The sequence below is a fragment of the Streptomyces anatolicus genome (assembly GCF_019400875.1).
Taxonomy (GTDB): domain Bacteria; phylum Actinomycetota; class Actinomycetes; order Streptomycetales; family Streptomycetaceae; genus Streptomyces; species Streptomyces anatolicus.
The window spans coordinates 1-12,779 of record NZ_WMBF01000171.1 but is presented as its reverse complement, the minus strand read 5'-3'; the positions used below and the strand labels follow the sequence as shown (position 1 = coordinate 12,779).

The following is a 12,779-nucleotide window of genomic DNA, read 5'->3' as shown; positions in this document are numbered from 1 at the left end:
GGGGTCTGGGGGCGCAGCCCCCAGGTCAGGTACGGAAGGACAGCGCGCCGCTAAGAGGCGAACAACCGCACAGGCCAAGCCGCATGCGCCTCCGCCCCGATCTCCAGCAGCGGAGCCGAAGCCGCGGGCAGCGCATCGGCTCCCTCGTCGGCGGCGCGTCTGGCCGCCGCCACCGCGTCCCGCGCGACCCGGTCTAGATCGGGGGCGAGCCGCGCGAGGACCGCCGTGGCATCGAAGGGGTCGAGGCTCAGCAGCCGCACGGTGGCGGTCGCCGGGCCGCTGATCCCTTCGTACGCCGAGCAGTACGCGGCGTCTTCGGGCCCGAGCCCGGCGGCGCGGGCGGTAAGGCCGAGGACGACCGGCTGGTGGGCGCCCTTGGGGAACCGCCGGGCCAGCGCGTCGAGTTCGGGGTGCGGCCAGGTGGCGCGGGCGGCCCGCATCATCTGCCGCCCGAGCCGGCGCGCCGCGGTCCGCAGGGCGGGCGAGGGGGTGCGGGCGTCGGCCGCCTCGTCCAGGGCGACGGGGTCGACGCCGAGGGCGGCTGCCGCCGCGAGGGCGGCCGTCACCAGGCCGTTGGTGTGCAGCCGCCCACGGCAGAAGGCCTCCAGGCTCGCGGCTCCGGTGACGCGGCCCGCTTTGACGGCCGCTTCGGCGCCGCCGGAGTGGGCGTGCCCACCGGCGGGGAAGCGGCCGTCGGCCAGGACGAGGAGTGCTGCGCGTGACATGTGATCGTCGCCAGTGGTCTTCGGGGCCGTCAGAAGAGGAAGTACCGCTGCGCAAGCGGCAGTTGGGAGGCGGGTGACGGCTCGACCAGTTCGCCGTCGATGGTGACGGCGAAGCTGTCGGGCGCGACCTCGACGCGAGGCAGCGCGTCGTTCTCGCGCATGTCCGCCTTGGTGCGGCCGCGGGTGGAGTGGATGGCCATGAAGGGCTTGTCGAGGCCGAGGCGTTCGGGGAGGTTGTCGTCCAGCGCCGACTGGGTGACGAAGTTGACCGAGTTGCGGGCGGGGGCCTTGCCGTGCGCGCCGAACATGCGGCGCGGCAGGACCGGCTGCGGGGTGGGGATGGACGCGTTGGCGTCGCCCATCTGCGCGTACGCGATCTGTCCGCCCTTGAGGACGACCTGCGGCTTGACGCCGAAGAACGCCGGGTCCCACAGCACGAGGTCGGCGAGCTTCCCGCTCTCCACCGAGCCGAGCTCGTGGTCGATGCCCTGCGCGACGGCTGCGTTGATCGTGTACTTGGCGACATAGCGACGTGCGCGACGGTTGTCGGCGCGGGTGTCGCCGGGCAGGAGGCCGCGGCGCCGCTTCATCACGTGCGCGGTCTGCCAGGTGCGCATGATGACCTCGCCGACGCGCCCCATCGCCTGGGAGTCGGAGGACATGATCGAGATGGCGCCGAGGTCGTGGAGGATGTCCTCCGCGCCGATGGTGGTGGGCCGGATGCGGGACTCGGCGAAGGCCAGGTCCTCGGGGACGGCCGGGTTGAGGTGGTGGCAGACCATCAGCATGTCGAGGTGTTCCTCGACGGTGTTGACGGTGTGCGGGCGGGTGGGGTTGGTCGAGCTTGGCAGCATGTTCGGCAGCGAGACCGCGGTGATCATGTCGGGGGCGTGCCCGCCGCCCGCGCCCTCGACGTGGAAGGCGTGCAGGGTACGGCCCGCGACCGCGTCGAAGGTGGCGTCGATGAAGCCCGCCTCGTTCAACGTGTCGGTGTGGACGGCGAGTTGAGCGCCGGTCTCCTCGCAGACGTTCAGGCAGGCGTCGATGGCGGCGGGTGTGGCACCCCAGTCCTCGTGGATCTTGAAGCTGACGGCGCCGGCGCGGAGCTGGGCGTGCATGGACTCGGCGTTGACGGTGTTGCCCTTGCCGAGGAAGCCGATGTTGACCGGGCTCGACTCCATGGCGGCGAACATCCGTGCCAGGTGCCAGGCGCCCGGGGTGATCGTGGTCGCCTTGCTGCCCTCGGCGGGGCCCGTGCCGCCGCCGAAGAGCGTGGTGACGCCGGAGGCGAGAGCCTCGTCGACGATGGTCGGCGAGATGAAGTGGATGTGCGTGTCGATGCCGCCGGCGGTGAGAATCTTGCCGTTGCCCGCGAGGACCTCGGTCTCCGGGCCGATGACGAGGTCGGGGTGGACGCCGTCCATCGTGTCGGGGTTGCCGGACTTGCCGATGCCGGTGATGCGGCCGTTCCGGATGCCGATGTCGGCCTTGACGATCCCCCAGTGGTCGATGATCACCGCGCCCGTGATGACGGTGTCCGGGGCCCCTTCGGCGCGGGTGGCGCGGGACTGGCCCATCGACTCGCGGATGACCTTGCCACCGCCGAACACCGACTCGTCGCCGGACCGGCCGGGGCCGCCCGCGCGGTCCTCCTCGATCTCGATGAGCAGATCGGTGTCGGCGAGCCGGATCCGGTCGCCGGTCGTGGGGCCGAACAGGTCGGCGTAGACGGCGCGGGACAGCTCAGGCATCGAGGGCACCTCCGGTCTCGCCGCGCAGGCCGGGCACGACGCGCTTGCCGGCCAGCGGGACGAGTTCGACGTCGACGGGGATTCCGGGCTCGAAGCGCACGGCTGTTCCCGCGGCGATGTTGAGCCGCTTTCCGTGCGCGGCGCCGCGGTCGAAGTCCAGACCAGGGTTGGCCTCGGCGAAGTGGTAGTGGGAGCCGACCTGGACGGGGCGGTCGGCGGCGTTGAGGACCAGGAGGCGGGTGACCTCGCGGCCCTCGTTGAAGGGGACGGGCTCGTCCGCGAAGAGGATCTCTCCGGGTACGAGGCCGTGGCCCGTGCCGTGCGGCGCGGCATGCATGAGGCGCGTGACCCCCGTCAGACGATCGGGTCGTGGACGGTGACGAGTTTCGTGCCGTCCGGGAAGGTGGCCTCGACCTGGACGTCGTGGATCATCTCGGGGATGCCCTCCATGACGTCGTCGCGGGTGAGGACCCTGCGCCCCGACGACATCAGCTCGGCGACCGTGCGGCCGTCCCTGGCGCCCTCGAGGATGTGGGAGGTGATGAGGGCGATCGACTCGGGGTGGTTGAGCAGCAGTCCCCGCGCCCTTCGCTTCTCGGCCACGTCCGCCGCCACATGGATGAGCAGTCTCTCCTGCTCGTGCGGGGTCAGTTGCACGCGTCCCACCTCACAGTCCTCGTCCGAACCGTGCGGGGTCCGGCTGCCGCGGCCACCGCGACGGGTATAGATGTAACACACAGCGAATACGCGCGATCTTGCGCGCCCTCGCTACGAAAACCCCTGGTGGCGTGGGAGGGGAGGGTAGTTGGGAGGAGTTTCAACGAGGTTAACCAGCCGTTGACCGACCCATGACCGTCAGCTGGGACACGCCATACCAGCCAGTGCCTGCCGGTGCTGCTCGGCGACCCGTCATCGGGCGTGACTGCGGCGCCACGGACGCCGCCCGAACTGTCGCCGCCGCCCGAATTGTCGCGCGCCGAGGTTGAGTTGCCTCCGTCACCTCGAAGTCGTCGACCTGGTCGGCCGGGCGACCGCCTTGCGGGACGCGCCGGCCCTCATCCACCAGCGGGGCGAGAGCGAGGTGCACTCCGCCCCCGACACGCCCGCGAGCGAGCCCTCCGCCACTTCGGAACGTCCGGGTCCGATTTGAAACGGACCAGACGGGCTACCCCAGTTGGCGTATTCAAAGGCCCTTCATCACGCGGTCGAGAGTTGCGCACAGCGTGTATGAAGACGGCGGAATGAACCGTTCCGCTGCTGGTGGAGACCTCGTCAGACCAGGTGCCGACGAGTCGAATTCGGCAGTGTCCACCCGAACAGGTCAGTCGTGAGTAGCCTCACAAAACGCCGTTTCGACTCGGTTTTCGAGTCGTTTTCGGGTCAAGATCCCTTCCGACGACAAGCCTCCGCCACAGCGGCGGGGCGATCCGGGCGGACGCCGAGTCCTGCCGCCGCCCGGATGACCGGTCGACATCGGTGCACCGGCAGGAGTGGAGGACCCAAGCACGGCGGGCCCGTCCGGAAAGTCCGGACGACGCCCTTGGGGTGAAGCCGCAGAGCACGACGCGGCCGGGCATCTTCGCCTGCCCGAACCCGACAGGTCATCCTTCACAGGCGGCTGACGAAGGGTTACGCATGACCGCGCTGAATCACGTTCCGTCGCTGCTCAGCAGGACGGGTGCCGCATCGGCTCTCACGCTCGCCGTCGTAGGCGGCACCCTCGTGGCCCCCGGGCTCACGTCGGAAGCGGAGGCAGCCACCCACGGGACGAAGGCGCTCAAGATCGCGGCGTCCAAGAAGGGCTCCCCGTACAGCTACGGCGCCGCCGGGCCCAACCGGTTCGACTGCTCGGGCCTGACGCTGTACTCGTTCAAGCGCACGGGCAAGAAGCTGCCGCGCACCGCCGCCGCGCAGTACAACAAGACCCGGCACATCACCAAGTCCCAGCGGACCCGCGGCGACCTCGTCTTCTTCCACTCGGGCCGCAACGTCTACCACGTCGGTATCTACGCGGGCAACGGCCGTATCTGGCACTCGCCCAAGAAGGGGGCCGTCGTGCGCCTGGAGAAGATCTGGACCAAGAGCGTCTGGTACGGCCGGGTCCGCTGACCCTGCCCGCCCCGCCGTACGGCCGCGTCCCGAGCGGCCGTGCGGCGTCACGCCACTAGGGGCACCAGGGGTTCGAGCAGGAGCACCACACCCAGTGCGCCGAGCGCGGCGCCGGTGCCCGCTTCGATGGCGCGGGCCACCGGCGGCCTGCGCAGCCGGCCCCCGAGGCGGTCGACCAAGAGGGCCACCACCGGGAACCACAGCAGGGCGAACGCCACGACGATGGCCGCCAGCAGCAGGGTCCTCGGCATCGCGGGGCTGCCGTCGGGCACGAACTGCGGCAGCACGCTGAGGAACGTGATCGACGCCTTCGGGTTCAGGGCGTTGGTGAGGAAGCCCTCGCGCAGACCGCCGCCCCGCACCACAGGCTCGCCCGACGCGGTGCGCGCCCGCGCCGCGGAGAGCAGCGCGCGGAAGGCGAGGTAGAGCACATAGGCCCCACCGGCCACTTGCAGCGCCTTGAAGAGCGCGGGGACGGCCGTGAGGACCGCCGCGACCCCCGCGACCGCCAGTGCCGTGTGCACGACGAGCCCGGCGGCGACGCCGACCGCGCAGGCGACCCCGGCCCGCCGTGAGGCGAGGGCGTTGCGTACGACGACGGTGAAGTCGGCGCCCGGCATCACGACCATGCCCGCGGCGACGCCGGTGAAGGCGATCAGTTGTGCGTCCATGCGAGTCACCCTGCCGCGCGGAGGCCTTCAGCGGGTATGTCGAATATCCTGGGTCTGCCTTAAGCAGACGTTTAGGCGGACATTCAGGCGGACATCTGGGCGGACGTCGACGCAGACATCCGGGCGGACGTTGACGCGGACGTTCAGGCCGCGTCCCCGGCCCGAGGCGCACGCCGGAGGGAGGACGGTCTCCATGTACGACCCCACACGGCTCGCCGCACTCGTCGCGGTCTCCGAGGCCGGTTCGATCACCCGGGCCGCCGAGCGTCTTGGCTACACCGTGCCCGCCCTGTCCCAGCAGCTGGCCAAACTGGAACGGGAGGCGGGCACCGCCCTCCTCGTACGCCACCACCGCGGGGCCCGCCTGACCGGCGCGGGTGAGCTGCTCGTGGGCCACGCCCGCCGGGTGCTCGACGAGATGGAGCGGGCCCGGCACGAGCTGGCGCGGCTCGCCGGGCTCTCCGGAGGCCGGCTGCGCGTGGGCACCTTCCAGACGGCGGGCATCCACCTGCTGCCGCCGGTCCTGACGGCCTTCCGCAGGGCTCACCCGGAGGTGGAGCTGACCGTCACGGGCCATGAGCCGCCGTCCGGCGTGGCGGCCGTGGCGGCGGGCGAGATCGACCTGGCCCTCACCCACACCTACGAGCCCGCCGAACCGGTGCCGCTGCCCGCCGCCGTGTCGGCCGAGCCGGTCCTGGTGGAGGAGCTGGTCCTGGTGACCCAGCCGGGGCACGCGCTCACCAGCGGCACCTCCCGGCTCGCGCCGGCCGAGCTGGCCGGACAGCCGCTGATCAGCATGGCGCCCGACCACCCGCCCCGGCTGGCCGTGGAGCGGGCCCTCGCGCGGGCCGGGGCGACGCCCTCCGTGGTGGTCGGCACGCCGGGCTACGCCTTGGTCTGCGCCCTGGTCAGCGCGGGGCTCGGGGTCGCCGTCGTACCGGAGATGGTGGCGCGCACCGCGGCGACGCCCGTCGGGATGCGGCTCCTCGACCCCGGCGATCTGCGCCGGACCATCTCCGTGGTGCATCGCACCGATGAGCCGAACGCGGCCGCGGACTCCTTCCGGGCGCTGCTGCGCGGGGCGTTCGGGCGCTCCGCGAGCACTAACTGAGCCGGGGGCGCCGCTCGGTCAGTGCGCGGGGTCGCGGTGCCGGTGCTTGACGGGCGCCGTCCACGGCAGGGCGATCCACACGGTCTTGCCGCCCTCTGCGGTGGGGCAGACCGAGAGCCTGCCGCCGCACTCGGCGGTCAGCCAGCGGATGATGACCATGCCGCGGCCGTTGTCCTGCTGGACGGCGGCCGGAAGCCGCTTCGGATAGCGCGGGTGGCTGTCGGTGACGCCGATGCGAAGCTGCTCGTCCCTGTTGAGCTCGACGTCCACGGTGAAGGTGGGCGACTGCCCGCGGGTGTGCTGCACGGCGTTCGTCGCCAGTTCGGAGACGATGAGTCTGATGGTGTCCCCCACCTCGGCATCGCCGGGCAGGCCCCATTCCGTAAGGACGTTCGCCACGTATTTCCGGGCGGCGGAGACCGAGGCGGGATCGCTCGGCAGAGTGACGGATGCTTCCTGGTGGTCTGCCATGGCGACGCTGTCCCTTTCCCACCGGGGCCGGTCTCCGAACTCGTAGCGGATGACCCGAGGACGGCCCCGGACTGGTGCTTCACGCCAGCGTCCCACTCCTTTGCCGGTCACGGGTGGCGATCCACCGAGATGTGCATATATCTGTCGCTCGAAGCGGTGAACTCTGCTACGACCGACCGTATTTGGGCGCGGGCACTGTACTTCCTCTACTGTCGCCTCTGTCCCCCGCTCTGTCGCCGGGAGACTTGACGGCTCGGTCCGGAAGGAGACGGACATGCAGCACGGCCCCGCGGTGCGCCGCCGCCGGCTCGGCGCCGAACTGCGCGCGCTGCGCGGCCTCGCGGGTCTCACCAGCAGCCAGGCCGCCGCGAAGGTGGGCTGGCACCAGTCGAAGGTGAGCCGGATCGAGACCGGCCGCAGCGGCGTGAAGGCCCCCGACGTACGCCTTCTGCTCGACGCGTACGAGGTGCGGGACCCCCACCTCAGCGAGCTGCTCGTGGCGCTCGCCGGGACCGACGAGACCGGCAGTTCGGGGCGTCACCACTGGTGGAAGGCCTACCGCGACCTGCTGCCCGCCGCCTACCGCGACTACATCAGCCTGGAGGCGCAGGCCGGCTGGGTGCGCACCCTGGAGACCTCGGTGGTCCCCGGCCTGCTGCAGACTCCCGAGTACGCGCGTGCGGTGACCCGGGCCGCGCTGCGCGGGCTCTCCGACGAGCAGGTCGACTCGCTGGTCGAGGTGCGTCTGGCGCGGCAGGACGTGCTGCGCGCGGACCCGCCGCTGCGCCTGAGCGCGGTCCTGGACGAGGCGGTTTTGCGCCGTCCGGTGGGCGGGCCGGGGGTCTTCGCCGGGCAGCTCGCAAGGTTGAGGGAGGTGACGCTGTTGCCGCAGGTGCGACTTCAGGTGCTGCCGTTCTCCTCCGGAGAGCATGTGGGCCTCATCGGGCCTTTCGTTATGTTCTCTTTTCGGAACATTGCTGATCTGGATGTGGTCGTTCTCGACCACTTGACGAGTAGCCTCTACCTCGAACGGAGAGAAGACCTCCAGGCGTACACGGAGGCCTTCAACTCCCTTCAGGAACAGGCGCTTTCTCCCGAGGACTCAAAGAATTTCATCGCCGGGCTGAGCGCCGGCGCGTAAGGAGGCACCATGACCGCAATGCCTCGGTACGTACCTTCAAGCACCACCCTTCAGGGCGCGCGGTGGCAGCGCAGCAGCCGCAGCAATGGAATGAACAACTGTGTCGAGACTGCCACGCTCGACTCCGGAGCGCCGGCCGGCCTGCTGGCCGTGCGCGACTCGAAGAACACCGCGGGGCCCGCCCTGCTCTTCTCCCCCGGCCCCTGGGAGACGTTCGTCAACAGCCTGCGGTGAGCGGAGTCCGGCCCCCGCGCGGGGGCCGGGCCCTCTCATCGGGGCGCGGTGCGGCTGATCACTCGTACGGCATCGGCGATCTGTGGGCCGGTGAGGTCCGCGCGAGCGGTCAGCCGCAGCCGTGAGATCCCGTCCGGCACCGACGGCGGCCGGAAGCAGCCGACCGCCAGGCCCGCGGCCCGGCAGTCGGCCGCCCAGCGCACGGCCGACTCCGGTGACGGCGCGCGCACGGAGACGACGGCGGCGTCGGGGCGTACCGCCGAAAGCCCCTCGGCCGTGAGGAGCCGATGCAGCTCGGCGGCGACCTGACGGGCCCGCGCGGCGCGTTCGGGCTCGCGGCGCAGCAGCCGCAGGGCCGCGAGCGCGGCGCCGACGGCAGCGGGTGCGAGTCCCGTGTCGAAGATGAAGGTCCGCGCCGCGTTCACCAGATGGTCGATGACCTTGGCGGGCCCGAGCACCGCGCCGCCCTGGCTGCCGAAGGACTTCGAGAGGGTGAGGGTGACCACCGTGTCGGCGGCCCCCGCGAGCCCGGCGGCGTGCGGGGCGCCCCGGCCGCCGTCGCCCAGCACACCGAAACCGTGGGCGTCGTCGACGATGAGTCCGGCACCGAACTCCCGGCATACGTTCGCCAGTTCGTCCAGCGGCGCGGCGTCGCCGTCCACCGAGAACACCGTGTCGGACACCACGACGGCGGGCCCGTCGTGGGCGTCCAGGGTCTTGCGCACCGCCGCGGGGTCGGCGTGCGCCGCCACGTGGGTCGTGGCGCGCGCGAGGCGGCAGCCGTCGATCAGGGAGGCGTGGTTGCCCGCGTCGGAGACGATCAGCGAGCCGTGCGGGGCGAGCGCGGTGACCGCGGCGAGGTTGGCCGCGTAGCCGGAGGAGAGCACGAGCGCCGCCTCGAAGCCGCAGAACTCGGCGAGTTCCCGCTCCAGCTCGGCGTGGAGTTCCGTGGAGCCCGTGACGAGCCGGGAGCCGGTGGCGCCGCCGCCCCACCGCCGGGCCGCCTCGGCGGCGCCCTCGATGATCTCCGGATGCCTGGTCAGGCCCAGGTAGTCGTTGCTCGCCAGGTCCATCAGGCCGCCCGCGTCGGCGGCGCGCGGGCGCAGGGTGCGGACGAGTCCGGCGTCGGCGCGCAGCCGGGCCTGCTCGTCGATCCAGTCGAACGGCGCACGCGTCGCGGGCGGCGGGCCCACGGCGCCGGACGGGCTCGGCGCCTGTGGCGCGGGGTGCCTGTTTGTAGACATTGCACAGACCCTAGCCGTCCTGCCACCTGGCCAGTATGTGGCAATACCCACACCTCAAACCGGTTCTGTTGTGCGAAGTCTCCTTGGCCGGGGCGCCTGCCGTACGTAAGGATCAGCGCCATGGATCTGCTGAACACGCTGGTGGACAAGGGGCTTCGGCGCGAGCTGCCGACCCGTGAAGAGGCGCTGGCCGTACTGGCCACCTCCGACGACGATCTCCTGGACGTAGTGGCCGCCGCCGGGAAGGTACGGCGGCAGTGGTTCGGGCGACGGGTGAAACTCAACTATCTGGTCAACCTCAAGTCGGGCCTGTGCCCCGAGGACTGCTCGTACTGTTCGCAGCGGCTCGGCTCGAAGGCCGAGATCCTCAAGTACACGTGGCTGAAGCCCGACGAGGCCTCGCAGGCCGCGGCGGCCGGTGTCGCGGGTGGCGCCAAGCGGGTCTGCCTGGTGGCCAGCGGGCGCGGGCCCACCGACCGTGACGTCGACCGGGTGGCGCAGACCATCGCGGCGGTCAAGGAGGCGAACGAGGGCGTCGAGGTGTGCGCGTGCCTCGGCCTGCTCTCGGACGGGCAGGCGGAGCGGCTGCGGGGTGCGGGCGCGGACGCGTACAACCACAACCTCAACACGTCCGAGGCGACATACGCCGACATCACCAAGACGCACACCTACGCCGACCGCGTGGACACCGTCCAGAAGGCGCACGCGGCGGGGCTCTCGGCCTGTTCGGGGCTGATCGCGGGCATGGGCGAGAGCGACGATGACCTGGTGGACGTGGTCTTCTCGCTGCGCGAGCTGGACCCGGACTCGGTGCCGGTGAACTTCCTGATCCCCTTCGAGGGCACGCCGCTTGCCAAGGAGTGGAACCTCACTCCGCAGCGCTGTCTGCGGATCCTCGCGATGGTGCGTTTCGTCTGCCCGGACATCGAGGTGCGCATCGCGGGGGGCCGCGAGGTCCATCTGCGCTCGATGCAGCCGCTCGCGCTGAACATCGCCAACTCGATCTTCCTCGGCGACTATCTGACCAGCGAGGGCCAGGCGGGCAAGGCGGACCTGGACATGATCGCGGACGCCGGTTTCGTGGTCGAGGGCACGGACGAAGTGACGCTGCCGGAGCACCGCGTTGACGCGGCGGAGGGCTGCGGCTCGCACGCGGCGCGGGGCTGCGGCTCCCACGAGGGCCAGGGCTGCGGTTCGCACGAGGGCGGTGGCGGCTGCGGCCCCTGCGGGACGAGCGAGCCCGCGGCGGAGTCCAACGAGGCGCGCACGGACCTGGTGGCGGTGCGCCGCCGGGGCGCGGGAACGGACCTGGCCCCCAATGCCTGACCTTTCCCTGGGCGACCTCCGCGAGCTGGACCGTCGCCATGTGTGGCATCCGTACGGTCCGATGCCGGGGCGTGAGGATCCGCTGGTCGTCGAGTCGGCGAGCGGGGTGCGGCTGCGGCTCGCGGACGGTTCGGGCGAGCTGATCGACGGCATGTCGTCGTGGTGGTCCGCGATCCACGGCTACAACCACCCGGTGCTGAACGACGCGGTGCGCGGCCAGCTCGACCGGATGAGCCATGTGATGTTCGGCGGGCTCACGCACGAGCCCGCCGTGGCGCTGGCGAAACGTCTTGTCGATATGTCTCCCGAAGGCCTCGAACATGTCTTCCTGACCGACTCCGGCTCGGTCTCGGTCGAGGTCGCGGTGAAGATGTGTCTGCAGTACTGGCGTTCGCTCGGCCGCCCCGAGAAGCGGCGGATGCTGACCTGGCGCGGGGGCTACCACGGCGACACCTGGCAGCCGATGTCCGTCTGCGATCCCCAGGGCGGTATGCACGAGCTGTGGCAGGGGGTCCTGCCGACGCAGGTCTTCGCGGACGCGCCTCCGGTGGCGTACGAGGAGACGTACGCGGACCATCTGCGCGAGCTGATCGAGCGGCACGCGGGCGAACTGGCCGCGGTGATCGTGGAGCCCGTGGTGCAGGGCGCGGGCGGGATGCGGTTCCACTCCCCCGACTACCTGCGGGTGCTGCGCGAGGCGTGCGACGCGCACGACGTGCTCCTGGTCCTCGACGAGATCGCGACGGGCTTCGGCCGCACGGGCGCGCTGTTCGCGGCGGACCACGCGGGGGTCACCCCCGATGTGATGTGCGTGGGCAAGGCGATGACCGGCGGCTATCTGACGATGGCGGCGACGCTGTGCACGCCGCGGGTCGCGGACGGCATCTCGCGGGGCGAGGTGCCGGTCCTCGCGCACGGGCCGACGTTCATGGGCAATCCGCTGGCCGCCGCGGTGGCAAGTGCCTCCATCGATCTGCTTCTCGGGCAGGACTGGCCGACCGAGGTCAAGCGGATCGAGACGGGGCTGCGCGACGGCCTCGCGGAGGCCGGGGACCTCGCTTCCGTACGGGAGGTCCGCGTCCTCGGGGCGATCGGTGTCGTCCAGCTCGACCACCCCGTGGACATGGCGGCGGCCACCCGGGCGGCGGTGCGCGAGGGCGTGTGGGTACGGCCGTTCCGCGATCTGATCTACACGATGCCGCCGTTCATCACGTGCGACGACGACGTGGCACAGATCGCGCGCGCGGTGTGCGCGGCGGCCAGGGAGGGCTGACATGACGGTGATCGTGGTGTCCGGGACGGGCACGGAGATCGGCAAGACGGTGACGACGGCCGCGGTGGCCGCGGTGGCGGTGGCGGCCGGGCGGAGCGTGGCGGTGCTCAAGCCCGCGCAGACCGGCGTCGCGCCCGGGGAGCCGGGCGACGCGCAGGAGGTGGCGCGGCTCGCGGGCGGTGACCTCACCACGCTCGAACTCGCGCGTTTCCCCGAGCCGCTGGCGCCCAACACAGCAGCGCGGCGGGCCGGGATGGCGATGGTGCGTCCGCACGATGTGGCCGACGCCGCCGGGAAGCTGGCGGCGGAGCACGACCTGGTCCTGGTGGAGGGGGCGGGGGGGCTGCTCGTGCGCCTCGACGACGAGGGCGGCACGCTCGCCGACGCCGCGAGGCTGCTGGACGCACCGGTCCTGGTGGTGACACCGGCGGGCCTCGGCACGCTGAACATGACGACGCTCACGGCGGAGGGCTTGCGGGCACGCGGCGTACGTCAGCTCGGCGTCACCATCGGCAGCTGGCCGGCCGTCCCCGACCTGGCTTCCCGCTGCAATCTGGCGGACCTCCCGGGCCAGGCGGACGCCCCGCTCCTCGGCGCGATCCCGGAGAACGCCGCCGCCCTGGACGTCCAGGACTTCCGCGCCTCGGCCGGGAGCTGGCTGGCTCCCGCGCTGGGCGGCACGTGGGAAGCGGAGGCCTTCACGCGGAGGCACGCGCCGGGGCC

At 71.8% G+C, this 12,779-nt stretch carries 14 protein-coding genes and 1 riboswitch; of the genes, 7 read left to right on the top strand and 7 right to left on the bottom strand.

Translation table 11 applies throughout. From position 1 onward, the window contains the following. Positions 1 to 50: 50 nt before the first annotated feature. Genes GKQ77_RS17150 through GKQ77_RS17135 form a run of 4 tightly spaced genes read right to left on the bottom strand, consistent with a single transcriptional unit; the run spans position 51 to position 3,133 of the window. On the bottom strand, positions 51 to 725 hold the full coding sequence (locus GKQ77_RS17150) for an urease accessory protein UreF (protein WP_219689652.1): 675 nt from the start codon (positions 723 to 725) through the stop codon (positions 51 to 53). A 29-nt stretch (positions 726 to 754) separates the two neighbouring features. Further along, the gene (locus tag GKQ77_RS17145; RefSeq protein WP_219689651.1) at positions 755 to 2,476 is read right to left on the bottom strand and encodes an urease subunit alpha; all 1,722 of its coding nucleotides are present in this window, start codon (positions 2,474 to 2,476) and stop codon (positions 755 to 757) included. Beyond that, positions 2,469 to 2,813, bottom strand: a complete 345-nt coding sequence (locus tag GKQ77_RS17140) for an urease subunit beta (protein WP_219689650.1) — start codon at positions 2,811 to 2,813, stop codon at positions 2,469 to 2,471. Before GKQ77_RS17140 ends, GKQ77_RS17145 begins: the two co-directional genes overlap by 8 nt. Positions 2,814 to 2,830: 17 nt before the next feature. After that, the gene (locus tag GKQ77_RS17135) at positions 2,831 to 3,133 is read right to left on the bottom strand and encodes an urease subunit gamma (protein ID WP_125510840.1); all 303 of its coding nucleotides are present in this window, start codon (positions 3,131 to 3,133) and stop codon (positions 2,831 to 2,833) included. Between the two features lie 807 nt (positions 3,134 to 3,940). Then, positions 3,941 to 4,108, top strand: a riboswitch (cyclic di-AMP (ydaO/yuaA leader). A gap of 3 nt (positions 4,109 to 4,111) precedes the next feature. Between GKQ77_RS17135 and GKQ77_RS17130 the strand changes: the two genes are divergently transcribed. After that, entirely contained in the window at positions 4,112 to 4,585 is a 474-nt protein-coding gene (locus GKQ77_RS17130; RefSeq protein WP_125510846.1) for a C40 family peptidase, read from the top strand. Positions 4,586 to 4,632: 47 nt separating this feature from the next. Here the strand turns inward: GKQ77_RS17130 and GKQ77_RS17125 are convergent, their stop codons facing one another. Next, positions 4,633 to 5,256, bottom strand: a complete 624-nt coding sequence (locus GKQ77_RS17125; protein WP_219689649.1) for a LysE family translocator — start codon at positions 5,254 to 5,256, stop codon at positions 4,633 to 4,635. Between the two features lie 193 nt (positions 5,257 to 5,449). On the opposite strand from GKQ77_RS17125, the gene GKQ77_RS17120 reads away from it, so the two are divergent. Further along, positions 5,450 to 6,367, top strand: coding sequence for a LysR family transcriptional regulator (locus tag GKQ77_RS17120; protein WP_219689648.1), 918 nt, complete (start codon positions 5,450 to 5,452; stop codon positions 6,365 to 6,367). 18 nt (positions 6,368 to 6,385) lie between these two features. On the opposite strand, the gene GKQ77_RS17115 is transcribed toward GKQ77_RS17120, so the two are convergent. Continuing rightward, positions 6,386 to 6,838 (bottom strand): ATP-binding protein, encoded by a 453-nt coding sequence (locus tag GKQ77_RS17115; protein WP_219689647.1) that lies wholly within the window; start codon positions 6,836 to 6,838, stop codon positions 6,386 to 6,388. Between the two features lie 274 nt (positions 6,839 to 7,112). On the opposite strand from GKQ77_RS17115, the gene GKQ77_RS17110 reads away from it, so the two are divergent. Next, positions 7,113 to 7,979 (top strand): helix-turn-helix domain-containing protein, encoded by an 867-nt coding sequence (locus tag GKQ77_RS17110; protein WP_219689646.1) that lies wholly within the window; start codon positions 7,113 to 7,115, stop codon positions 7,977 to 7,979. Between the two features lie 9 nt (positions 7,980 to 7,988). Beyond that, positions 7,989 to 8,213, top strand: coding sequence for a DUF397 domain-containing protein (locus GKQ77_RS17105; protein ID WP_219689645.1), 225 nt, complete (start codon positions 7,989 to 7,991; stop codon positions 8,211 to 8,213). A gap of 35 nt (positions 8,214 to 8,248) precedes the next feature. Here GKQ77_RS17105 and GKQ77_RS17100 read toward each other — a convergent pair whose 3' ends face one another. Continuing rightward, positions 8,249 to 9,457, bottom strand: coding sequence for an 8-amino-7-oxononanoate synthase (locus GKQ77_RS17100; protein WP_219689644.1), 1,209 nt, complete (start codon positions 9,455 to 9,457; stop codon positions 8,249 to 8,251). Between the two features lie 120 nt (positions 9,458 to 9,577). Here GKQ77_RS17100 and bioB point away from each other — a divergent pair, with 120 nt between their 5' ends. The 3 genes from bioB to bioD all read left to right on the top strand — a co-directional run. Next, positions 9,578 to 10,783, top strand: a complete 1,206-nt coding sequence (gene bioB, locus GKQ77_RS17095) for a biotin synthase BioB (protein ID WP_219689643.1) — start codon at positions 9,578 to 9,580, stop codon at positions 10,781 to 10,783. Beyond that, on the top strand, positions 10,776 to 12,056 hold the full coding sequence (locus GKQ77_RS17090; RefSeq protein WP_219689642.1) for an adenosylmethionine--8-amino-7-oxononanoate transaminase: 1,281 nt from the start codon (positions 10,776 to 10,778) through the stop codon (positions 12,054 to 12,056). The genes bioB and GKQ77_RS17090 overlap by 8 nt, the downstream gene beginning before the upstream one ends. Before the next feature lies 1 nt (position 12,057). Next, a partial coding sequence (gene bioD / locus GKQ77_RS17085) for a dethiobiotin synthase (protein ID WP_219689641.1) occupies positions 12,058 to 12,779 on the top strand: 722 nt, incomplete at its 3' end.

Coding starts and splice junctions, on each gene's coding strand:
- GKQ77_RS17150 (WP_219689652.1), bottom strand. CDS start 725: ATGTCACGCGCAGCACTCCTCGTCCTGGCCGACGGCCGCTTCCCCGCC.
- GKQ77_RS17110 (WP_219689646.1), top strand. CDS start 7,113: ATGCAGCACGGCCCCGCGGTGCGCCGCCGCCGGCTCGGCGCCGAACTG.
- GKQ77_RS17145 (WP_219689651.1), bottom strand. CDS start 2,476: ATGCCTGAGCTGTCCCGCGCCGTCTACGCCGACCTGTTCGGCCCCACG.
- GKQ77_RS17130 (WP_125510846.1), top strand. CDS start 4,112: ATGACCGCGCTGAATCACGTTCCGTCGCTGCTCAGCAGGACGGGTGCC.
- GKQ77_RS17115 (WP_219689647.1), bottom strand. CDS start 6,838: ATGGCAGACCACCAGGAAGCATCCGTCACTCTGCCGAGCGATCCCGCC.
- GKQ77_RS17120 (WP_219689648.1), top strand. CDS start 5,450: ATGTACGACCCCACACGGCTCGCCGCACTCGTCGCGGTCTCCGAGGCC.
- GKQ77_RS17105 (WP_219689645.1), top strand. CDS start 7,989: ATGACCGCAATGCCTCGGTACGTACCTTCAAGCACCACCCTTCAGGGC.
- bioB (WP_219689643.1), top strand. CDS start 9,578: ATGGATCTGCTGAACACGCTGGTGGACAAGGGGCTTCGGCGCGAGCTG.
- GKQ77_RS17125 (WP_219689649.1), bottom strand. CDS start 5,256: ATGGACGCACAACTGATCGCCTTCACCGGCGTCGCCGCGGGCATGGTC.
- GKQ77_RS17090 (WP_219689642.1), top strand. CDS start 10,776: ATGCCTGACCTTTCCCTGGGCGACCTCCGCGAGCTGGACCGTCGCCAT.
- GKQ77_RS17140 (WP_219689650.1), bottom strand. CDS start 2,813: ATGCATGCCGCGCCGCACGGCACGGGCCACGGCCTCGTACCCGGAGAG.
- GKQ77_RS17100 (WP_219689644.1), bottom strand. CDS start 9,457: ATGTCTACAAACAGGCACCCCGCGCCACAGGCGCCGAGCCCGTCCGGC.